Annotated in this window: 15 protein-coding genes; 5 read left to right on the forward strand and 10 right to left on the reverse strand. The window is 67.2% G+C overall.

Annotated features, from left to right (window positions below):
- Window positions 1–114: 114 nt before the first annotated feature.
- Window positions 115–1,311 (reverse strand): DUF885 domain-containing protein, encoded by a 1,197-nt coding sequence (locus OHQ90_RS37670; RefSeq protein ID WP_328405908.1) that lies wholly within the window; start codon window positions 1,309–1,311, stop codon window positions 115–117.
- Between the two features lie 181 nt (window positions 1,312–1,492).
- Between OHQ90_RS37670 and coaA the strand changes: the two genes are divergently transcribed.
- Window positions 1,493–2,425, forward strand: coding sequence for a type I pantothenate kinase (coaA, locus tag OHQ90_RS37675; RefSeq protein ID WP_328405911.1), 933 nt, complete (start codon window positions 1,493–1,495; stop codon window positions 2,423–2,425).
- A 24-nt stretch (window positions 2,426–2,449) separates the two neighbouring features.
- Here coaA and OHQ90_RS37680 read toward each other — a convergent pair whose 3' ends face one another.
- A complete protein-coding gene (locus OHQ90_RS37680; protein WP_328405913.1) occupies window positions 2,450–3,079 on the reverse strand; it encodes a hypothetical protein in 630 nt (209 codons plus the stop codon).
- Window positions 3,080–3,140: 61 nt separating this feature from the next.
- A complete protein-coding gene (locus OHQ90_RS37685; protein WP_328405915.1) occupies window positions 3,141–3,920 on the reverse strand; it encodes an isoprenyl transferase in 780 nt (259 codons plus the stop codon).
- 184 nt (window positions 3,921–4,104) lie between these two features.
- On the opposite strand from OHQ90_RS37685, the gene trhA reads away from it, so the two are divergent.
- The 3 genes from trhA to OHQ90_RS37700 all read left to right on the forward strand — a co-directional run bounded on the left by trhA (window position 4,105) and on the right by OHQ90_RS37700 (window position 8,864).
- Entirely contained in the window at window positions 4,105–4,755 is a 651-nt protein-coding gene (gene trhA, locus OHQ90_RS37690) for a PAQR family membrane homeostasis protein TrhA (protein ID WP_328413394.1), read from the forward strand.
- A 99-nt stretch (window positions 4,756–4,854) separates the two neighbouring features.
- A complete protein-coding gene (locus OHQ90_RS37695; protein ID WP_328405917.1) occupies window positions 4,855–7,098 on the forward strand; it encodes an MMPL family transporter in 2,244 nt (747 codons plus the stop codon).
- On the forward strand, window positions 7,095–8,864 hold the full coding sequence (locus tag OHQ90_RS37700; protein ID WP_328405919.1) for an adenylate/guanylate cyclase domain-containing protein: 1,770 nt from the start codon (window positions 7,095–7,097) through the stop codon (window positions 8,862–8,864). Before OHQ90_RS37695 ends, OHQ90_RS37700 begins: the two co-directional genes overlap by 4 nt.
- A 6-nt stretch (window positions 8,865–8,870) precedes the next feature.
- On the opposite strand, the gene OHQ90_RS37705 is transcribed toward OHQ90_RS37700, so the two are convergent.
- Both OHQ90_RS37705 and OHQ90_RS37710 read right to left on the reverse strand, forming a co-directional pair.
- Entirely contained in the window at window positions 8,871–11,015 is a 2,145-nt protein-coding gene (locus tag OHQ90_RS37705) for a thioredoxin domain-containing protein (protein WP_328405921.1), read from the reverse strand.
- A 276-nt stretch (window positions 11,016–11,291) separates the two neighbouring features.
- A complete protein-coding gene (locus OHQ90_RS37710; RefSeq protein ID WP_328405923.1) occupies window positions 11,292–12,329 on the reverse strand; it encodes an alpha/beta hydrolase in 1,038 nt (345 codons plus the stop codon).
- A 228-nt stretch (window positions 12,330–12,557) separates the two neighbouring features.
- Between OHQ90_RS37710 and OHQ90_RS37715 the strand changes: the two genes are divergently transcribed.
- Entirely contained in the window at window positions 12,558–13,079 is a 522-nt protein-coding gene (locus OHQ90_RS37715) for a hypothetical protein (protein ID WP_328405925.1), read from the forward strand.
- A gap of 472 nt (window positions 13,080–13,551) precedes the next feature.
- Here the strand turns inward: OHQ90_RS37715 and OHQ90_RS37720 are convergent, their stop codons facing one another.
- The 5 genes from OHQ90_RS37720 to OHQ90_RS37740 all read right to left on the reverse strand — a co-directional run bounded on the left by OHQ90_RS37720 (window position 13,552) and on the right by OHQ90_RS37740 (window position 21,953).
- Complete coding sequence (locus OHQ90_RS37720) at window positions 13,552–14,979, reverse strand: MFS transporter (RefSeq protein ID WP_328405927.1); 1,428 nt, start codon at window positions 14,977–14,979, stop codon at window positions 13,552–13,554.
- Between the two features lie 99 nt (window positions 14,980–15,078).
- Entirely contained in the window at window positions 15,079–16,389 is a 1,311-nt protein-coding gene (locus tag OHQ90_RS37725; RefSeq protein WP_328405929.1) for an FAD-binding oxidoreductase, read from the reverse strand.
- A gap of 379 nt (window positions 16,390–16,768) precedes the next feature.
- Entirely contained in the window at window positions 16,769–17,983 is a 1,215-nt protein-coding gene (locus OHQ90_RS37730; protein WP_328405931.1) for an FAD-dependent monooxygenase, read from the reverse strand.
- A gap of 52 nt (window positions 17,984–18,035) precedes the next feature.
- A complete protein-coding gene (locus OHQ90_RS37735) occupies window positions 18,036–21,131 on the reverse strand; it encodes a BTAD domain-containing putative transcriptional regulator (RefSeq protein ID WP_328405933.1) in 3,096 nt (1,031 codons plus the stop codon).
- A gap of 45 nt (window positions 21,132–21,176) precedes the next feature.
- Complete coding sequence (locus tag OHQ90_RS37740; protein ID WP_328405935.1) at window positions 21,177–21,953, reverse strand: SDR family NAD(P)-dependent oxidoreductase; 777 nt, start codon at window positions 21,951–21,953, stop codon at window positions 21,177–21,179.
- Between the last annotated feature and the right edge of the window lie 233 nt (window positions 21,954–22,186).

The following is a 22,186-nucleotide window of genomic DNA, read 5'->3' on the forward strand; positions in this document are numbered from 1 at the left end:
TGGCCGATCTCGACGCAGCCGCACCCCGTGCGGTCCGCACACCCTTGCGGCAACCGGGCACCCCGTGTGGTGAGTGTCCGGTTGCGTCCTGGGGAGGATGTGCGGATTATCGGGTCACATCGCGCGCACCGCACCGGGGGTGAGCGGTTCGTCGAGGAGGCGGCGGAAGCGTTCGACTCGGTCATCGGAGGTCGATGCGCGATCGAGCCAGCCGCCCAGTAGGCGATAGCCCTCCACATAGGTGCTGATGTAAGCCCGCCACAGCGGTGAGGACAGGAAGCGCAGCGACTGGCGGGCACGCTCGGGGGTGATCAGGTTCCAGCGCTGCAGAAATTGCGCGACCTCGTCTGCGTCGCGGTGCCGGTCGTGCAGCAGCAGCGCGGCGTCTTGTCGCACGCCGAGCAACTTGCTCGACGCAGTCGCCAGGCGTTCGGCGCGCTCACCATCGAAGCGCAGGCCGAGATCGGCGTATATCTCCTGCGCCCATTTCCCCCAGCCAGGTCCGACGATCGCACCGAGCGCGAGATCGGCGAGACCTTCCGCCATGAGGCACTGCGGCGTGTTCACCAGGAACAGCGTCTGCTCGGCCTGGCCTGCCGCAACCAGGCCGGCCTCCTTACGGCAGTGCTCGGTGTGATGGCCCGGGTAGGACTCGTGCGCGATGAGGTGCGGCAGGTTCGCCATGTGCTGTTTGAGATCGGAGTTGATCGCCACCGTCGACTGGTAGTTGCCCAGGTAATAGTTGAACCCGGACCAGGGCTTGTCGCCGACCACCTCATAGGTGACGTGCTCGTTGTCGGGCAGCGGATAACGCGCACGCACGAGTTCACGCAATGCGCCGGAGAACTCTTCGACACAGGCGCGTAGCCGTTCCGGCGGAATCTCGTCGGCCTTGCGATGGGCGGCGACCCGCTCGGCCAGCGATCCTTCGCCGGCCAGCACCTCGTCCATCTGCCGGTGCGCGTCACGGTAGGCCGCCTCGTCGTCGGGCGCGATGTCGACATCGAAGTAGGCCCGCACCTCCTCGACGAATCCGATCTCGTCGCCGGCGAACTTGCGACCGGAACATTCCAGCGCGCGTAGGTGCACGTCGAGGAACTCGGTCCGCTCCGGCGCGAGTCCCGCGGCGGGCAATTCGGCGCGCAGCGCTGCGGCCCGGCGAGCCAGCGCACGTGGTTCCGGTGCGGGTGCGTTCTCGACCTCGCGACGCAGCGCCGGATCTCCGGTATAGGCGTCGACGAAACCTTCCTCCAAGCGGTCGAAGGCCAAACCGAGTCGCAGGTACTCCGTCACGAGCGGATGCGCTTCCATGCCGCCCGACATTAGCCGCTGTCAGCACCGGTATCGACCCGGTTACCATCGGGTAGTGGCACCCCGCTTTTCGCACGCTGTTGACGCAGAGCAGAATCCGGCTATGCGGCCAGAGCTAGACCGAATCTCACAGCAGCGCCACGTTATGTGTGCGTGTTTGCCTAACAGGAGCGTCGGGTAAGTGGCACGAATGAGCGAGCCGAGTCCGTATGTGGAATTCGACCGGAAACAGTGGCGCACGCTGCGGAAGTCGACTCCACTCGTGCTCACCGAGGAAGAACTGATCGGGCTTCGCGGCCTCGGCGAACAGATCGACCTCGAAGAAGTCGCCGAGGTCTATCTGCCGCTCGCTCGCCTGATCCACCTGCAGGTTGCCGCACGTCAGCGGCTTTTCGCCGCGACGGCGACCTTCCTCGGCGAGAAGCATCCCGACCAGCAGGTGCCCTTTGTCATCGGCGTCGCGGGCAGTGTCGCGGTCGGCAAATCCACCACGGCACGCGTGTTGCAAGCGTTGCTCGCCCGCTGGGATCACCACCCGCGTGTGGATTTGGTCACAACCGACGGATTCCTCTACCCCACAGCCGAACTGACCCGGCGCGGCATCATGCATCGCAAGGGTTTTCCGGAAAGCTACGACCGCCGTAAACTTCTGCGCTTCGTCACCGAGGTGAAATCCGGCGCACCGGAAGTGTGCGCACCGGTGTATTCGCATATCTCCTACGACATCATCCCCGATAAATTGCACTGCGTGCGGCAGCCGGACATTCTCATCGTGGAGGGCCTCAACGTCCTGCAAACAGGTCCGCGACTGATGGTCTCGGACCTGTTCGACTTCTCGATCTATGTCGACGCCCGCATCGAGGACATCGAGAAGTGGTATGTGCAAAGGTTTCTCACACTCCGGGAAACCGCATTCGCCGACCCGAACGCACACTTCCACCACTACTCCGGATTCACCGACGAGCAGGCGACCACCACCGCACAGGAGATCTGGAATTCCACCAACCGCCCCAACCTGGTCGACAACATCTTGCCGACCCGCCCCCGGGCCACCCTGGTGCTGCGCAAGGATGCCGACCACACCATCAACCGGCTGCGCCTGCGCAAGCTGTAGCCCGATCGGTGTACCAGCCGGTCGCTAGAGTTTCCAGGCCGCGTCGAGCCGGGCGGCGACGTCGATATCGCGGGCAGCGGTGATATGCGGTTTGCGAATTTCCTTGGCGATGTAGCGGGCGACGAAACGACGAATCTCGTGGTCGACGCTGGCGAGGATGCGCAAGAGCCGGCCGCGCTTGGTGGCGGTGGCGACGTTGATGCGAACGTCGCTCGGACGCGGCTCGGCGATGTCGATGATCACCCGAAGCGGCTCCGCTGTGCGTGCGGTCAGGTGCAGGTGGATATAGCCCTCGACCTGGAAGCGATGCCGGTCGACTGCCAGGTCGATGAGCATGTCGACGCTCAGCGGGATGCTCAGCTCGAAGGAGATGTACTCGTCGACGCCGCGACGCACCCGCGGCCGTCCGAGCTGGACCTGGGCACTGGCCTTGACAAGGTGACCGGGCCCGACTCCGATCGGGCCGAAATCGAATGCCGCACCGGCCAATTGGCCGAAGGCGCCGGCGATGCGTGCTTCGGAGGCGGCGTATTCCAGGAAGCGCCTGCCGAATTCCTCGTAACTGACGTAGGACACCGGATCACGGTGCTGCCCTGCCGTCTCGTCGAGCGCGAATTCGCGTGGCCCGCCCGGCCAATCGTCGTACGCACTCATAAGACCGCACGGTACGCGAGAAGCGGCGAGGCGGAACCCGATTCGCGCCGCGATCGAGTGCTCAGACCCCGAAGCGGCGATGCCTGGCGGCGAAATCGCGCAGTGCGCGCAGGAAATCCACCCGCCGGAACTCCGGCCAGTACGCCTCGGTGAACCATATTTCCGAGTATGCGCTCTGCCATAGGAGAAACCCGGAAAGTCGCTGCTCACCGGAGGTGCGGATGACCAGATCGGGATCCGGTTGGCCGGAGGTGTACAGGTGCTGGCCGATGGCGTTGACGGTGATCGACTGCACCAGGTCCTCGCCGGTCTCGCCCGCCGCCATCTCCTGACGGACCAGCTTACGGACCGCGTCGGCGATCTCCTGCCTACCGCCGTATCCGACGGCCACGTTCACATGCACCCCGTCTCGACCGCTGGTGCGTTCGGCAGCGGTGCGCAGCCGCTTGGCGATCAGCTCGGGGAATCCGTCGAGCGAGCCGACGATGCGCACGCTCCAGTTCTGTTCCGGATCCGATAGTTCCTCGACGACATCGGTGATCACCTCGAAGAGGGTCTCCAGCTCGTCGGGATCGCGCTGTAGGTTCTCGGTCGAGAGCAGGTAGACGGTGACCATCTCGATGCCCTCGGCGGCACACCAGCCGACCAGTTCGGCGATCTTCAGCGCACCGACTCGATGCCCGTGGCTGACATCGGTGAAACCGTTCTCCCGCGCCCAGCGCCGATTACCATCGCACATCACCGCGACATGCCGGGGATGTTGTTTGCCGGCCAGCTGCTTGGACAGCCGCGCCTCGTAGATGCGGTATGGCAAACCGCGCACCCGACTCGGAAACTCCACGGCGACCTACAGTACGCCTCACCGGCAGGATCCCGGCAGCGACCGCGAATCCCGTACAGTAACGGAGAGCCATAACTTACGGTCCCGTAGGTTACTGGACGGTACAAACTGGAGGTAACTGGTGTCCGAATCGGTCGCCGCCGACGCGGCATCCAGCACGACCCCGGGCACGGCAGGCGAATCCTTGACGGCGGCGCTCGGCAAGCCGCGGCTGCGCGGCTGGATCCACACCTGGGCCGTCGGCATCGCGGCAATCGCGGTCATCGCCCTGGTCGCCACGGCCGCGACCATCTCGGCGACGGCAGGCTGGTCGACACTGGTCTACGGGCTGACAGTGTGCGGACTGTTCGGGATCAGCGCCGTCTACCACCGGGTGACCTGGCCGACCGCGAAGGCGCGCATCCGGATGAAGCGCGCGGACCACTCGATGATCTTCCTGTTCATCGCCGGCAGCTACACCCCGTTCGCCCTACTCGGACTGCCGGGGCGGACCGGACAGACCCTGCTGCTGGTGGTCTGGATCGGCGCGCTCGCGGGCGTCGCGCTGAAACTGCTGTGGCCGACGGCGCCGCGCTGGGTCGGTGTGCCGCTGTATCTGCTGCTCGGCTGGGCCATCGTCCCGGTCGCCGGGCAGCTGAACTCGCAGGTCGGCATCGCGCCGCTGATCCTGTTGTTGATCGGCGGGCTCGTCTACAGCGGCGGTGCGATCCTCTACGCCACCAAATGGCCCAATCCGTGGCCCGCGGTATTCGGCCATCACGAGTTCTTCCACGCCGCGACCGTGCTCGCGGCACTGTGCCACTATGCCGCAATCTGGCTGGTCGTCTTGCGCTGACCGGCCACAACGGGCGAAGTGAACAATTTCGACCGTCCCATTCCCTCGGTTTCGGCAATACAGTCGGATGCGAGGGAACTCGATTCGGGGCGGCAGACGATGGCACAACAGACGATCCACACCGACAAACCGGCCACGGCTCGGCCACCGGAACAGCGGTTGGCCTATCGCTGGGGCGTCACCGTGGCGCAGTACCGCCGTCCGATCGCGGTGCTGTGGCTGTTGGTCATCGTCGCCTGCGCGATCGCCTACCCGAAACTCGACGGCAGGCTGGAGGCCGCCGAATTCCACGCCGACAATGTGGAATCGACACGGGCCAGCGAGCTGCTCGCCGCGCACTATCCCGATCTCGGCGCCGAAGAGCTTGCGCTGGTGTTCTATTCGGCACAGCGGACGGTGGACGACGCGCAGTACCGAGCCCTCATCGAACGAGCGGTCGAGGATGTGGGTGGCGTTGCGGGTGTCCGGATCGCTCTCGGTCCCTTCCAGGGCGACCAGAAGTCCCAGATCTCCGCGTCCAGGCATGCCGCGCTGGCGATCATCGGGATCGATGGCGATATCCCGACGCGTGCCGCGCTGTCCGCCGAGCTCCAGGACCTAGCGGGCCACCACTCCGGCGACGAGGTCACCGTCGGCCTCGCCGGGTTCTCCCCCGGACTGCGCGATCTGATGGAAATCGAGGTCGCCGATTCCGGCCGGGCCGAAGCGATCGGTTTGCCGGTCGCGTTTGTGCTCCTGATCATGGCCCTCGGCACCGTTGTCGCCGCGCTCGTGCCGGTCGCGGTGGCGCTGAGCGGGCTGCTGCTCGCATCCGGCGGACTTTTCCTGATATCGCATGTGATGGGCACCAGTTCCCTGATGCTCGCGGTCGCGACCATGATCGGCACGGGCATCGGATTGGACTATGCGATGTTCGTGGCCAGCCGGTTCCGAGAAGAACTCGCCAAGCAGCCACCCGGCGGCTCGCAAGCGGGCATCGCGCATGCCTGCGGCGTAGCCGTCGCCACCGCGGGCAAGACGATCGTCGCCTCCGGGCTGATCGTGATGATCTCGCTGTGCTCGCTGATGGTGGTACGCGCGCCCGTGTTTCGCGGAATCGCGGTCGGCGTCGTGGTCGCGGTCATCGCGACGCTCACCGTGGCGATGACGCTACTGCCCGCGCTGTTGGCGCTGCTGGGTCCGGGGGTGAATCGCGGCGCGCTCCCGGTCCGCTGGCAGCCGCTGGAGACACGGGCGGGCGCGGACGCCGTCGATCCGGCCACCGGCCGGTGGGCTCGCTGGAGCCGGACGGTGATGGCACGACCCGCGCTGTTCGGCATCGCCGCCACGCTGGTTCTGCTGCTGGCCGCGGCACCACTCGCTGGAGTGCGCTACGGCGTCGACATGGGCACCGCGGCCATGAGCGAGACCGACTCCGGGAAAGCCGGTGCCATCGCCACGGACAATTTCGCGCCAGGATTGCTGGCGCCGATCACGCTCATCGCGACCGGCCCCGGCGACACGGCACTGTCCGCCGACGCGGCCGGACAGGTGCAGACCTTCCTGACCGAGCTCGGCCACGACGAGCGCATCGACCGGGTGCTGCCGTTCCAGCGCGATGGGCGGATCTTCGCGACAGTGATCGCCGAGACGCCGTTCGATTCGCCCGAAGCCACCGCGCTGGTCGGGGATATCCGCGCCGATGCCGCGGGGCTGCCGGATTCGCAGGTGGTGGTCGGTGGCGTGACCGCCGAATTCGCCGACATGTCCGACGAGATCACCAGGAAACTGCTGTTGGTGGTCGCACTGGTTCTATGCTGCTCGTTCGTGTTCCTCGTCGCTGCCTTCCGCAGCATCGTGCTGCCGGTGAAGGCGATCGTGATGAATCTGTTGGCCACCGGAGCCGCCCTCGGTATCACCGTCGCGGTGTTCCAATGGGGTATCGGTGAGTCGCTGCTCGGGTTCCAGAGCACCGGGTTCATCCAGGTATTCCTGCCGAGCATGGTGTTCGCCATGCTGTTCGGACTGTCTATGGATTACGAGGTGTTCCTGATCCGGCGGATCAAAGAGTTCTGGGAGGACAGTCCGCGCACCGCCGCCGACAACGAGCACGCGGTCGCCGCAGGGCTACAGCACACGGCACGGCCGATCAGCGCGGCCGCCGCGATCATGGTCGTCATCTTCGGCAGCTTCCTCATCGCGAGCGTGCTGGAGCTGAAGCAGATCGGACTGGCGCTGGCCGTCGCCGTCGCCATCGATGCCGCGCTGGTGCGGCTGATCCTGGTGCCCGCGCTGATGAAGCTGTTCGGCACCTGGAACTGGTGGCTGCCGACACTCGTCGGAGAAGGTTCGCGAAACCGGTGATCGCCAAGCTGGTCGTCTGGGCACTGCGGGCCCGCTGGGGTCTGGCCGCGGTCGTCATCACCTGCAACCTCAGTGGTCTCGCCGTCATCGTCACCGAGCTGTGGCTCAGCGGCTTCTTCCACCGGCTCGGCCCCGACACCGTGCGCGCCATGGCGCTGGTGGCTGTCTACCCGGCGGTCGGATTCCTCGCCGGTATCGCACTCGCGATCCGCGACCGGACCGTGTACTTCGGCTGGCTCGACGACGGGCGCAAACCCACACCGGAAGAGGCCCGCCGCCTGCTGCGGCTGCCGATCGCCATCACCACGCGCGCCCTTGCCCTGTGGCTGCCCGGTGTGATCATCTCTGCCGCGGCGTTATCGCGGGTAACCCCGCAGCACGACCTCGCCGTCATGATGGCGATGTTCGTCCTCGGCGGATTCGAATCGGCGGCATTGACCTTCCTGATCGTCGATCGGCTGATCCGACCGACCATTCCGATCGTTACCGCCGTGCTCGGCGCGACAATGCATTGGAGCTCAACGGTATTCGTCCGTGTCGTGCTCACCTGGGTGGTCTCGGGGGCGATGCCGCTGTTGATGCTCATCGTGGTGCTCGCCGACCCGGTGTCCGGTGCGTCCGACCGCATCCGCACCGGCATCTACGTCGCCGCGGTCGGGATCGGCGTCGGGGCGCTCGCCACCGCGACGCTGGCCCGCGCCGTAGCCGCACCGCTGCGGATGCTGCGCCGGGCGTTGGACCGGATCACCCATGGTGAGCTGGATGTGCGAGTGCCGATCGGCAGCGCGAGCGAGATCGGGCGGCTCGAACATTCGGTCAACGATCTTGCCACGAATCTGCGCGAACGGATGCGGATGCGGGAGGTGTTCGGCAGGCATGTCGGGACGGAAGTCGCCGAACGGGCCCTGGCCCGTGGCGTCGATCTGACCGGCGATGTGCGCGTGGTCGCGGCACTGTTCGTGGATGTCACCGGCTCCGTGGAACTCTCCACCGGGCTGCCGCCGCAGGAGTTCGTCGCCAAGCTCAACCGGCTGCTCTCGACGGTGGTCGCGGCGACCGAGGCGAACAACGGTCTGGTCAACAAGTTCGAGGGCGACGCGGCACTGTGCATCTTCGGCGCACCGATCGCGTTGCAGGACAACGCGACCCCGGCTCTGCGGGCCGCCCGCCGGATCCGCGACGAAGTGGTCGCCGCCGGTGAACTGGATATCGGCATCGGCGTCGCCCTCGGCCTGGTCTTCGCGGGCGACGTGGGTTCCGATACCCGGCTGGAATACACCGTCATCGGCGACGCGGTCAACGAGGCCGCACGGCTGACGACCGAGGCCAAGAAGGTCCCCCGCCGAATCCTGGTAAGCGGCACAGTGATCGAAGCCGCCGCGGACCACGAGAGGGCCGAATGGACCCTGTACGAATCGATCCGGCTGCGCGGCATGAAGGAACCCACCGCCTGCTGGACCGATATCGACCCCACGGGCAGCACCGGCCAACCCACCGCCGGCACCGAACACACCGCAGCGACGATAGCCACGGATGGCGCCACACCGGTGAGTGCGGTCACCGAAATCCGCTGCACGGCACCGGAGACCAAGGAAAGCAATGCGGTCGCCGCGGCGCCGGGCGGCAGCACGGACCCGACAGCCGATCGCAGTCCGATCTCCGAGAACCGCACGCCGGCAACGGGAGACGAGTCCGACACGCTCCACGTGCGCGCAGCGGGGTCCGACGCGGTCACCACGAGTCGCACACGGGGCGAAAAGCCCTGACTTCGTTCACTGCCTGCCCAGGGCGGCCTGCACGTCCGTAGCGGTCCTGACCGGGAGGTCGCAGACCGAGCCGCGACACACGTACACCGCGGCCGCGCCGTCGATCAGGGGGCGGTCGGCCAGCAGCGGCACCGAGTCCGGTTCGCCCGCAACGATTATCGAGCCGCCAGGGGCTGATTTCCTTGCGGCCGAGAGCAATCTCCGCTCTTCCTGGAACTCGAGTGCGCCCGGCGCATCGAGCGACAGTTCGCCGCCGCCGAGGTATGCACCACTCGGACCGACGATCGCAACCTGGAGCGGACCGCGCAGCGCCGCCTCGGCGACTGTCAACCATTGCCCGGCCGAGCGTGGTGCGCGAGCGAGCACCACCGCGCCTCGGGTGAGAGTCTGGTCGGCCAGCTCGCGGTAGCGCACCGCGCGGGCCGGATCGCTTGCGGCGCTTGCGGTCAGGAGTGCTTCGGCGAGCGCGGAGGCGCCCGCCGGGGTGGCGCCGTCGATCGGGTCGCGCGGGCGGGTGACCAGGATTTCCGCGTCGTCGGCAGTGTCGAACCAGCTGCCCGGCGCCGCCGGGTCGGCGAAGTGCTCGATGGCCTTGTCCAGCAGGCGTTGTGCGTCGGCGAGCCAACTCGGTTCACCGGTGGCTTGGTGCAGGGCGAGCAGCCCGACAGCCAGCCATGCGTAGTCCTCCAGTACACCGGGTGCTGTTCCGGCGACGCCACCGAACGAGGCGCGCAGCACCCGGTCATCGACGACGTGCCGGCCGAGCAGATAGCGTGCGCAATGCGCCGCAGCCGCAACCCAATCGGGGCGGCCGTGCGCAGCTCCCGCTTCGGCGAGCGCAGTGATGGCCATCCCGTTCCATGCGGTTACCACTTTGTCGTCGCGCGCAGGCTGCGGGCGACGGTCGCGGGCGGCGCGCAGCGTGGTTCGAATGCGCTCGAAGCGGGCGGGGGCATCCGGATCGACCGGCACCGCGGCCTTGATGGCGTCGGGATCGGTGTATCGGGTGAGGATCGAGGTGCCTTGCTCGAAGTTGCCCGCAGTGGTTACTCCGAAAACCTCTGCGGCCCAGGCACCGTCGGTGGATCCGAGCTCGCCGATCAGTTCGGCGGGTGTCCACACATAGGTGGCGCCCTCGATCCCCGGCCCGCCCGGCTCCAGGTGGGTGTCGGCATCCAGTGCGGAGGCGAAACCGCCCTGTTCGGTGCCGAGATCGTCGAGCAGGAAGCCTGCGGTCTCCTCCGTGATGCGCAACGCGAGCGGCCACGCGAGGACCGTTTCGCCCGACGTCGATCCGGTCCGGCGCGCCAGATGCGCGTAGGCGCGCAGCAATTGGGCGTTGTCGTAGAGCATCTTCTCGAAATGCGGTACCAGCCAGGCATCGTCGACGGAATAGCGCGCGAAGCCGCCGCGCAGCTGGTCGTAGATGCCGCCACGAGCCATCGCTTCCGCGGTGTGGGACACCGCATCGAACACCGCGGGATCACCGGTGCGCTCCCAGCTTCGCAGCAACCCCTCCAGCAGCGCCGACGGCGGGAACTTCGGCGCACCACCGAAACCGCCGTGCTTATCGTCCACCTCGCGCAGCACCGCGGCCACCGCATGGTCGAGCAGTTCGGCGGTGATGCTGAAATCGCCGCCGGGCAGCCCGGCCGCCTGCGCCCGCAGCGCCTCGGTCACCTGCGCGGACGCCTTGTTCACCTCGTCGCGCCGGTTGAGCCAGGTGTCGGTGATCGCGGCGAGCAGTTGGGTGAACGACGGCATGCCGCCGCGGGGCAGCTTCGGGTAGTAGGTGCCGCAGTAGAACGGTTCACCGTCCGCGGTGAGGAAACACGTCATCGGCCAGCCGCCCTGACCGGTCATGGCGACGGTGGCGTTCATGTAGACCGCGTCCAGATCGGGCCGTTCTTCCCGGTCTACCTTCACACACACGAAGTTCGCGTTCATCAGCGCTGCGGTCGCCTCGTCCTCGAAGGACTCGTGCGCCATCACGTGGCACCAGTGACAGGACGAATATCCTATGGACATCAGGATCGGGACGTCCCGCTCCGCGGCTTCAGCTAAGGCTTCGGCATTCCATTGCCGCCAATCGACCGGATTGTCAGCATGCTGACGCAGGTAAAGCGATGTGGCACTAGCTAATTGGTTCACACCCACCAACCTCCTATGTTGAGTCAGCGCACAGACACGCTCAGCCCAGTCCAGCCTCCGTACACGAAGCACAGACTTGGCGAACTGGCACAATCGTCCCACTATCGCATCGCGGACTCGTGCGCCATCACATGAAGAGTAGTGCGCCATCATCTCAGACACTTGGCCAATGGCCGCTTCGCACCGCGCGCCACGCGGCTAGTAGAGACTGGTGTCAGGATCAAATCCCGGCCAGGATTTGATCCAGGTGCCCGGTGGATTGCCCCCTGAATGCGCCTATGGAGCTATTCCGAGACCTTCGGCGAGCATAGGCCAGGACTGATAAAACGCGTCGCGCCAGTACCCCCAGGAATGCGTGCCTGCGGGTGCGTAGTCGAAGGTTGCCGGGATCTGGAGTTGGTTGAGGCGGTCCTGCAGATTGTGGGTGCACCAGTTGGTGGCGGCCTCGATGATGCCGCCGACCAGGATCTGGTTTCCCAGACCGTAATTGCCGGGCAGTGCATAGGGGCCATTGAGTGTGTCCCACTGGCCGGGGAGACCGTTACCGGTGGACATGAACAATTTGGTGCCGCGTAGGGCCTCGGCGTGCACCACCGGATCATTTGCGGCCCAAGCCGGATCGTCGTCCTCGCCGTACATGTTGCGCACGTCGCCACCACCGTAGGTTTCGACGACCAGTTTGGTGAACCGTTTGCCGAGCGGGTCGGCGATCTGTGCGCAACCGCTGTATCCGGCGACGGACTGATAGAAGCCGGGCTTGGCTTCGGCCATCTGCAACACCGATGTCGCGGTCATCGAATTCGCGGCGATAGCGTTAATCCCGTTGGTGCCCAACGCTTGATCGATCAGCGGCGGCAGTTCGTCGAGGAAGAATGTTCGCCATTTGTTGCGCCCCATCGCAGGGTCGTCCTTCTGCCAATCGGTGTAGTAGGCGAATGCGCCACCGATCGGCATCACGACATTGACGTCCTTGGTTGCCAGGAAATCACCCACATCGGTCTTGGCCCACCAGGTGGCCGCATCCGTCCCGCCGCCCGCCCCGTTGACCAGGTAGAGAACCGGCCGAGGTTGGGATGCGTCGTTGGGGCGCTGCACCCTGACGGTGATGTTCTCGGCCATCGCCGTGGAGTAGACCCGCAATGTCAAATTGCGCCCGTCGATCGTGCCGGAGGCGATCTTCGAACCATCCGGCGCGACAGGATCCGCAAGTAGCTTCTTGGACTCGACAATCGGATCGCCAGCGGTAGCCGAGCCATTCCCCGCCCCGAATGTTGTCACACCCACGGCAAGTGCAGTAGCGACGATGAACAACATTGCACGCCTGGGCGATTGGCGTCTCAACTCGAACCCCCAAGTCAATTGCATCCTGCGGACATACCGCATCCGAACAACACTAACGCAGCACTGGACGAATGACCGAACGTGGCGTGGAGCTGCGCAGACCGGCCGGTTCGTATACCCTCCTCCAAGTCCACTTCGGAAGAGGGCGATCCGGCGTGGCTCGCTCTCTTCTTCGCGTCGATGGTTGTATGGGGTAGAGAGATGGCGAGTAGCGACGTCGAGCTGGCAGCTCGTTGGTGGCAGTGGGCGATGTCGGTGCCGAACGCCAAGAATCCGGTAGTGGACAAGACCGGAGAGTTCGCCGCGATCGATCAGCCGACGGATGTCTGGTTCCTGGCAGGCACCTTCGGTGGGCGGGTCGAGCGGCGGTGCACGATTCCGCACGGCCGGCCGATCTTCTTCCCGGCTTTCAACATGTTCGAGAAGGTTCCGGACGGATTTTTCGCGCGTGGCGAGGTGCCGGTGGCGCCCGCGGCGTCCGGTCACGCCGCATTGAACGGAGTCCCACTGCCCGTGCGAGCAGTGACCAACGACAAGCCATTCCGGATCACGGCGGCAGCGGGCGGTCCCTTCGGTCACACCGGCCGGTTCAAGGCCAAAGCTTGGGGACTGTGGGTCCGTCTCGATGATCTCGCGCCTGGCGACTACGTCCTCACCTTCGGTGGCGAATACGAGCCCGGCGGCTTCTGGGTCGAGATCACCTATCAGTTGGAGATCCGCTAGTGCCGCGTCAAGCAACGTTGGGTCGGTGATCCGCACTCCGGACCTTTGACCCGACCGCAAAGTCGCGGAACTCAGTACAGCTGGCCGGTCCGCAAGTCCAAGGCACCGAACATATGCCGGACACCCTGGGTGCGGTCGTAGATCGCCCGCAACCGTTTCGGCCTGCCAGCGGCGAACCAGCTGCGGCCTGCTCGGGGCGGACTACCAGGCGCGGCGGGTGCTGGACACACTCGAATCCTAGAACCAGCCGACATGTTTCCCGACCCAGCACCCCGAGCTCGTCTGGTAATCCCCCCGGGCGGGTCATCAGGATCTGCCAGCAGCGTCGGCGCCGTCAAGACCTACCGTCCAGGCGCGGTCGCTGGTGATGTCATCGCTCGATCGACGGTGGACACCCCTCGACTGAACGGCACCGCGTGGGCCTCGACGATCACGTCCGCAACCGAGGCGCGGGGGATTGTGGTGTAACGAGTTATGACTGGGTGAGGGCAGGCTGCCGCTGCGCTGAAGTACGGGCAGCGGCGCGGTGCGCGGCCAGGGCGGCCGCCACACCCAGAGCGGCGATGGCGGCGAGACCGAACTCGAGGAAACGGGCCGAGCGCAACGGGGAGGGTTCGCCGAGGTTCACCAACACGCCGGAGATGGCCGCGCCGAAGGCGGTGGCGATCAACTGCACGGTGCCGATCGCGGCGGCAGCCTGCTGCGCTTCGGCCGGATCGGGGCTGCTGGCCATGACCGCCGCCGACAAGTGCGGCCAGGCCAGGCCGATGCCCGCACCCGCGATCATCATGCACAGCACCCACACCAGCAGGGTGGACAGGCCCGCGTGGCGGATCTGTGTGAGAGCGGTGAGCGTCAGACCGACAGTCAGCACGACGGGACCCGCCAGCCGCAGTCGATCGACGGTGCCCGGCCGCTGCGCGCCCGCGCTGACGACCTGTGCCAGCGTCCAGCCCAATGATGCTGCCGCACCGACGAATCCGGCCGCCAGCGGGGCGAGCCCACCCAATTCCTGGGCGAAGAGCGGCACGAAGTTTTCCAGGCTGATACCGATCGCAACCGCGACCATGGTCAGGTAGATCCAGCGCAGCGGCGACCTTTTCACGAAGGTCAGGCGCGGCAGCACCGTCACCGCGGCGCGCCGCTCCCAGGTCAGGAATCCGGCCACGACCAGCAGCGCCGCCACGACACCGGCCGCGGTCCAACCGCCGCGTGGCAGCACGCCGGCGACGCTGACCAGCGCAGCGGCCGCCATCAACAGCGTCAGCGAGACCGCGGGAATCCGCTGCGCGTGACCGGATCTTCCGGTGCCGCGCAGCGCAATCGGCACGATCGCCCCGACCGATACCGTCAACACCGCAAGGCACGCGAACGCCAGCCGCCACGGCCCCAGCTGAGCGAACACACCCCCCAGCGCCGGGCCGACGAACGTCCCCACACCCCACATCGCCGACACCAGCGCCGCCGCCCGGGCGCGCAGCGCGGCCGGATACGCCTGGTGAATCACCGCGTACCCCAACCCCATCAGCAGGCCACCGCCCAACCCCTGGACCGCCCGGCCCACCAGCAGCAGCGACATGGACGGGCTCACTGTGCAGATCACGGTGCCGATCGAGAACAGCCCGAACCCGGTCAGATACGACCCGACCGGACCGCGGGCGGCGAGCATCGCGCCCACCAGCGTCGACGACACGATCGAGGCCACCACGAAAACAGTCGTGGCCCAGGCCAAATAGCGCGCGCCACCGATCTCGCCGATCGCCGTCGGCAACAGGCTCGCAGTCACATAGCTACTGATGGCGTACAGGGCGGTGCCGCCGGCGAGCACGATCGTCACACCGAGACGGTCACGAGTCAACAGATCACCCCAACCGGGGCCGGATTCGGGCACAGAGCTCATCGGGTCTTCTCAATCTCACTAGCAGCAGCAGAAATACGGGACAGCAGCGGGAACCGCATGCCCGCCAAAACGGCGGCCATGCCGACCGCGGACCCGGGGTCAGCCCAGAACAGGGAAGTTCGCGCGAATAACGTTGTGCGGATCACGGTTTCGCTTGATCTCCCGCAACCGCGCCAGCGTGTCCGGGTCGAACGCCGCGGCGGCGGACTCACCGGGAGCCAGGAACGTATAGGGCTTGGTGCCGGTGATTTGCGTCCCGAGCGCGTCGGTGATCTCCTCGAACCGGCCACGGATATCACCGAGCAGCTGCGGCAGCCCGAGTCCGAGCAGGTACAGCGCGTAGGGTTCGGTAACCGCGCCGCGCGCACCGCCGTCCGGCCGGTCCTGGGCGAGCGCACCGCCCAGGCCGCGGATCTGCACATTGAGCAGCGGTGCGACAGGTGCGTCGATGAGCGTCTTCACCACCGCGTCGTCGAGTTCGGTGAGCAGTTCGCCACGCGAGAGCGACGGGCTGGGGTCGGTGGGTTCGGCGGTGATTTTGCCGATCTCGGCTGGGCTCAGTTCGCCGCGGGTGTCGGCGACGGCGCCGTCGATCGCGTCGAGCCGGCTGGTCAGATGGCGTCCCTCGGCGGGATCACCGAGGTAGGCGAAGTCGATCGCGACGGTCGGCGCCACGCCTGGAATCTGATAGCGCTGCAACCACACCGACAGCTCGGCGGGCGCGCCGGTGGTGAGTTCGGTGAACAGGTCGAAGACCTCGCGGGTGCGGTCGGCCGCCCACATCACCCGTCCGCCGTAGAGGCGGGGCAGCGCGAACAACTCGAACTCGAGACCGGTGACGATCGCGAAGTCGCCACCGCCGCCGCGCAATGCCCAGAACAGGTCCGGATCGGAATCGGCGGTGACTCGCTGCGGCCGCCCGGAGGCATCGACGACCTCGACGGCGCGCACCGCGTTCGCGGCCCACCCGTACTTTCGGGCGAACCAACCGAAACCGCCGCCCAGGGTGTATCCGGTCACACCCACGACCGGGTTGCTCCCGGCCAACCCCGTGAGCCCGTGCCCGGCCGCCGCGGCCTGCACCTGCCCCCACTGCACACCACTGCCGACTCGTGCCACGCGCCGCTCGGCGTCGATGTCGATGCTGTCGAAGCGCGCAGTGCGGACCAGGATCGCGCCGTCGATATCGCCGGTCGCACCGTGCCCGGTCGGCTGCGTCACCACGGCACGACCCGCCCGCTGGGCGTACTCGAGTACCGCCGCCACATCCAGTGCGTCGGCCACCTCGACAACGCCGGCCACGGACTGCGCGACTGCCGTGTTCCACGGCCGCGCCGCCTGATCGAAATCGGCGTCGCCCGGCAGGATCACACCGCCACGGACCGCAGTGCGCAAGTTCTCGATAGACATTCTCAATCCTCATTCATCATTGTCGTGCTGGGTTGTCTACTGGTCGACGAAATAGGGCCCGCCGGTGTGACATGAGCTCCTCGCCAACGAAGTGACATCGCTTACTCGTTGCCGGGTGTCGATGGTGCGTCGACCGTCTTGCCTCCGAACTGCGCCCGGCGTGGCCTCCGAGACTACGAAGTGCGGCGCATCCGCGCTATCCGGCAAGTGCCCCTAGTTCTTCATGGTTTGCTGCACCATTGCCTATCCGGATTAGTTGGGCACATGCTGTACGGCCGAGCGCTCGAGGAACGGCGGATCAGCACACTGGTGAGCCACGCTGAAGCCGGCCAGAGCGCTGCCCTGGAAACCGTGGCCGCAGCGACATGACCGAGCACGATCAGTAGTCCGCCAGGGTGATGGCGTTGGCGGCGCGCTCGATCGGTTTGATGATGGGGCGCAGGGCCAGGCCCTTCCAGGGCATGTGGCGGAGCATGCGGAGCATGGTGGTCTGGGTGCGGATGGCGCGGCGGTCGGTGGCGACCATCTGGGTGGCGTTGGACCAGCCGAGGGTTTGGTTGCGGGAGATGTAGTCGCTCATGGCTTCCTGGTAGCGGGGGAAGGCGGCGTCGTGGTCGCCCCTGGCCGCACGTAGTTCACCGGCCAGGACGTATGCGCCGACCAGGGCCATGCTGGTGCCTTGGCCGGACAGGGGGGACGGGCAGTAGGCGGCGTCACCGACGACGGCCACGCGGTTGTCCCACCAGTGGTCGAGGTGGATCTGGCTGACGGTATCGAAGTAGAAGTCGGGGGATTCGGGCATGGCGCGCAACAGGTTCGGGGCTTCCCAGCCCGCGTCGGCGAAGGTTTCCATGACGAGGCGCTGTTGGGCGGCGATATCGCGGCGGTCGGGGAGCTGGTCGGGGGCCGGGAAAATGAACTGGGCCTTGGCGGTGGTGTGCTGGGTGCTGTAGAGCTGGACGACCTTGCCGGGGGTTGGGTGGACCAGTTCCCAGCGGTCCAGGCCGAGGTCGTTGGGGACCGAGAACGCGCAGACCGCCATGCCGGTGTGGCGGGCGAACTGCTCCTCGGGGCCGAAAGCAATGCGACGCACGGCCGAATGCATGCCGTCGGCACCGATGACCAGGTCGAAAACGCGCGGGGCGGCATTGCGGAAGCCGACAGTCACACCGTCGGCGTGCTGGGCCATATCCGTGATCGAATCGCCGAACAGGTACTCGACATCGCCCTTGGTGGCATCGAAGAGGATGCGGGCGAGGTCGCCGCGCAGCACCTCGTCATCGCCGGGCGAGCGCAGGCCGATCAGCTCGGGGCCCAGCGTGGCGAGGGCCTTGCCGGACGCGTCGACCCAAGCGCCGCCGCGCATATCGGTGGAGGCTTGGCGCAGCTGCGGCATGAGGCCCATGCGCTCGACGACATCCATCGCCACACCGCGGATATCGACCTTGTAGCCGCCCTCGCGCAGCGTCTGCGACTGCTCGACGATGGTGACGGTGAAGCCGTAGCGGGCCAGCCAGTAGGCGAGGGCCGGACCGGCGATGCTCGCGCCGGAGATGAGGACGGTCTTGTTGGTGAACTGCTGTGTCTCGGTCATGGAAAGTAGCTTCGCGGGGGCCGCTCACCGTGCCCTGACCATAGGCTCACCGTCACTCACCGACCAGTGCGGCCACCTCCTCGACGGTGCATCCGCGGCCCTTGCGGTAGGCCGCGAGGAATCCGGATTCACCCAGTTCGGAGCGGGTTTCGATGGTGATGCGGGCGACCTCACCATCGCCTTCGGAGCACAGACCGCGCAACGTTTCGGCGGCACCGAGCAGTTGGGCCGCACACTCCACATCGCCGCACGTGGCGGCCACTCCGGCCAAGCCCTCGACGGCCGTGGCCGCCACCGGTCGCAGATGGTGGCGGTGTGCGAGTTCGAAGGCCCTGCGATGTGTGGCGCGTCCCGCCTCCAGGTCGCCTTCGGAGACGGCGACCCAGCCCAGACCGATGAGCGCGCGGGCCCGGGCCTCGGTCGCGCCCACTGGGCCTTCGGATGCCAGGTTCAGGGCCGCGGTGTATCGCTCGCGAGCGCTCGACAGGTTCCCGCCGGCGCGGTCCAGATCGCCGAGCCCGCGAATCGCATTGGCGTGCATATCCGTCGCGCCCACCGAGCCGGACAGTTCGGCGGCGCGTTCGTAGGCGGCGCGGGCGGCGGCGGGGTCGCTGCCTGCCAAGATGTCACCACGGCGGTTGAGCAGATCGGCGGTGTCGTCGACGGTGCCCAGCTCGGTGTAGCGCTCCACGGCCTCATCGATCAGGGCCACGGCGGCCGGTCGATCGCCGCGCCAGTCGGCAACCGCCGCAAGTTTGTCCAGCGCCGTGGCGATCGCCCAGCGGTCGCCGGTTGTGCGGAAACCGTCCAGGGCACCGTGGAATTCAGCCTCGGAGTCGAGAATGCGCCCGGACATGAGCAGGCGCAGCCCATCACCCAATCGGAGGAAAGCCTGCGACCACGAGTCAGGCCCGAAGAGCAGTCGCGAACGATCCGGATCGACGGTTGCCATACCGCCCGCGATGGCGAGCAGAAACACCAGATGCGGTCGCCGCAAAGGGGTTCGGGATTCCGATACCGCCGCAGCCGCGCGTTCGATCGCCGCTCGCGACTCGCCGCCTGCCCGCGCCGCCACTGCCGCGCACAGCGCGTACTCCTCGACGGACGCAGAATCAACTCGAGGCAGTAGATGTTCGGCTATTTCGACCGCGTCGCCGGGCCGACCGTTCAACCACCAGTACCACGCCTGGGCGGCGATGAGCCGTTGCGCCAGCGGCGGATCGGTACGCACCGCCCAGTGCAGCGCCGCTTGCAGATTGCCGTCATCGGCGGCCAGCCGCGCCAGCCAATCCAGCTGATCGGCCCCGCGCAGCAGCGGGTCGGCTCGCTCGGCGAGGTCGGTGAAATACCGAGCGTGCGCGTCGAGCAGCCGCTCATGCTCGCCCGAGTCGATCGCCTGCCGGCGCGCGAACTCGCGAATGGTCTCCAGCATTCGGTAGCGGCCGCCGGTCACCTCCACCAGTGATTTGTCGGCCAGATCGTCGAGCAGTTCATCGGCATCGTCGATATCGCAGACATCGCGCGCGGTCCGCGCGGTGGCTCCGCCCGCGAAGACCGAGAACCGTTGGGCCAGTAGCCGTTCAGCCGGGGCCAGGAATTCCCAGCTCCACTCGACCACCGCCTGCAAGGTGCGATGGCGGGGCTCGACGGTACGGTCACCGCGGGCGAGCAGCCGGAAGCGGTCGCCGAGGCGCGCGTCGATCTCGCCGAGATCGAGGGTGCGCAGCCGGGCGGCGGCGAGTTCGAGGGCCAGCGGCAATCCGTCGAGGCGGGCGCAAACGCGCCGGACGACGCCGATCGTCGCGGCATCCACGGCAAATCCGGGTCGCGCGGCGGCGGCGCGATCGGCGAACAACCGGACGCCGGCGCACTCGAGCTGCTCGGCCAATGCGGCATCGGCCGCGGCGACGGGTAGTTGCCCGACCGGGAAGACGGTTTCGCCGGTGATCCGCAAGGGTTCTCGGCTAGTGGCCAGCACGCGCAAACCAGGGCAGTCCAGCAGCAGCCGGTGCAGCAAGCGTGCGGTGTCGAGAATCAGGTGCTCGCAATTGTCGAGAATGATCAGCTGCGGTCGTTCGGCGAGCACCGCGCGCACGCGGCTCTCGATATCGCGGGGCTCCCCCGGGGTGTGCCCGCCGCTCTCCCGCCCACCCAACGCCGCGGCCACCGCCTGGACCACCTGCGCCCCGTCCACCAGCGGGGCCAGATCCACGAAGCACACCGGCCCCTCGGTGCGAGCGCCCGCTTCCAAGGCCAACCGCGTCTTGCCGGTCCCGCCCGGACCGGTCAGCGTCACCAGCCGGGACTGCGCGAGCAGCAGCGCTACCCGCGCCAATTCCGCATCGCGCCCGAAGAATCCGGTGAACGGCGTGGGCAGCCGCCGGACCGCGCGTTCGGGTGCGGCATCCGCGCGCAGGATCGCCAGATGCGCCTGCGCCAATTCCGCCGAGGGGTCGGCACCCAGTTCCTCGGCGAGCAGCTCCCGCCCCTCCTCGAACAGCGCCAGTGCCTCCGCCTGCCGCCCCGCCCCGTACAGGGCCCGCATCAGCAAGGACCGTGCCCGCTCTCGAAGCGGGTGCGCCGCAACCATTTCGGGCAGGGTGGCCAGCGCTGCCCGGTGATCGCCCAGCGCCACCGCCGCCTCCGCGCGATCCTCCAGAGCCGCGAGCCGCGCCTCGGTGAGGCGAACAGTCTGCACCGCGGCGAAGGGCGCATCCGCCACATCGGCAAGGGCCGGGCCGCGCCACAGCCGCGCGGCCTCGTCCAGCAAGACGGCAGCGGTGGCGAAATCCTTGTCGTGCACGGCCTTTCGACCGTCCTGAGTGAGTTGGACGAACCGATGCGCATCGACGTCCCGCGGTGCTACCGCCAATCGATACCCGGCAGCCGAGGACTCGATGATCTCCTCGGTGCGGCCCGCTCTGCGCAGTGCACCCCGCAGCCGCGACACCTGCGCCTGCAGGGCATGCCCGGCATTGGCCGGTGGCTGCTCCCCGTAGAGACCATCGATCAACCGATCTCGCGACACGACGCGGCCGGCGTCGATCGCCAGCAGTGCCACCAGCGCCCGCACCTGCGGGCCGCCGACCGCGATCGGACTCCCGTCGGCCAGGCGGACTTCGATGGGACCGAGGATTCCGAACTGCACGGTTCACAGTATGCCCGCGCATTCTCCTAGCTACCGGTTGGACGGCTACTGGGCACCGATGGCCGGGCTGATGGCGGTGCCGCCGCTCACATCGACCACATTGGCGGTGATCCAGCGGGCATCCTCGGAGGCGAGGAAGGCCACCACATCGGCGATATCTGCGGGCTGCCCCACCCGGCCCAGCGCGGTCATGGCACTGATGCTGGCCCGCACCTGCGGATTGCCATCGAGGAAGGCGGCCATCCCCTCGGTCTCGGTCGCACCGGCGGCCACCGCGTTCACGGTGATACCGCGCGGACCGAGCTGTACCGCGAGGGTTTTGGTGAGCACATCGATCGCCCCCTTGCTCATGGCGTAGGCCACCTGCGACGGGGCCGCCACCCGCGGTGCGCACGAGGAGATATTGACAATGCGACCGCCATCGCGCAGCAGTGGCATCGCCTGCTGCGAAATGAACAGCGGCGCGGCTACATTCACTGCGAAGAGGCTGTCCACCGCCGCCGGGGTCAGTTGCTCGATCGAGCCGTTGCCACCGCCGCCGCCCGCATTGTTCACCAGAATGTCCAGCCGTCCGTCCGGCAGGCTCTTCGTCAGCTCGGCGAACAGCACGTCGATTCCGGCGGGCGTGCTCAGGTCGGCGCGGATAGCGAACGCCTGCCCACCCGCCGCGCCGATTTCCGCGACGGTCTTCGCTGCCGCTTCGTCATCGTGTCCGTAGTGCACCGCGACCACCGCGCCGTTCGCCGCCAACCGCAGGGCGATGGCGCGGCCGATTCCGCGAGAAGCGCCGGTGACGAGGGCGAACTTACCGATCTGAGACATTGGAACTCCTGTGCTCGGGTTTGTTTCCTTGACACAGACGTTCGCCGACCGCTCTCACCAAACCCTCACCGTGTGCTCACGGACGGTGATTTCGCCCAATCACCCGATCGCGGAGGATGAGCGGGACCATACCTACCCAGCAGTCTGGACCGATCCAGACCGAATCTCTCAATTCGAAACGAACCCGGGAGGCCGGTCATCATCGGGATGAATCCCGCACAAACGCTCGGCCA

The sequence above is a fragment of the Nocardia sp. NBC_00403 genome, from assembly GCF_036046055.1.
In the GTDB taxonomy this organism is placed as follows: Bacteria; Actinomycetota; Actinomycetes; order Mycobacteriales; family Mycobacteriaceae; genus Nocardia.

Excerpts from the sequence above, each read along its gene's own strand:
- OHQ90_RS37670 (WP_328405908.1), bottom strand. The coding sequence starts at position 1,311 with ATGGAAGCGCATCCGCTCGTGACGGAGTACCTGCGACTCGGTTTGGCC.
- OHQ90_RS37680 (WP_328405913.1), bottom strand. The coding sequence starts at position 3,079 with ATGAGTGCGTACGACGATTGGCCGGGCGGGCCACGCGAATTCGCGCTC.
- OHQ90_RS37695 (WP_328405917.1), top strand. The coding sequence starts at position 4,855 with ATGGCACAACAGACGATCCACACCGACAAACCGGCCACGGCTCGGCCA.
- OHQ90_RS37710 (WP_328405923.1), bottom strand. The coding sequence starts at position 12,329 with ATGTTGTTCATCGTCGCTACTGCACTTGCCGTGGGTGTGACAACATTC.
- OHQ90_RS37715 (WP_328405925.1), top strand. The coding sequence starts at position 12,558 with ATGGCGAGTAGCGACGTCGAGCTGGCAGCTCGTTGGTGGCAGTGGGCG.
- OHQ90_RS37720 (WP_328405927.1), bottom strand. The coding sequence starts at position 14,979 with ATGAGCTCTGTGCCCGAATCCGGCCCCGGTTGGGGTGATCTGTTGACT.
- OHQ90_RS37725 (WP_328405929.1), bottom strand. The coding sequence starts at position 16,389 with ATGTCTATCGAGAACTTGCGCACTGCGGTCCGTGGCGGTGTGATCCTG.
- OHQ90_RS37730 (WP_328405931.1), bottom strand. The coding sequence starts at position 17,983 with ATGACCGAGACACAGCAGTTCACCAACAAGACCGTCCTCATCTCCGGC.
- OHQ90_RS37740 (WP_328405935.1), bottom strand. The coding sequence starts at position 21,953 with ATGTCTCAGATCGGTAAGTTCGCCCTCGTCACCGGCGCTTCTCGCGGA.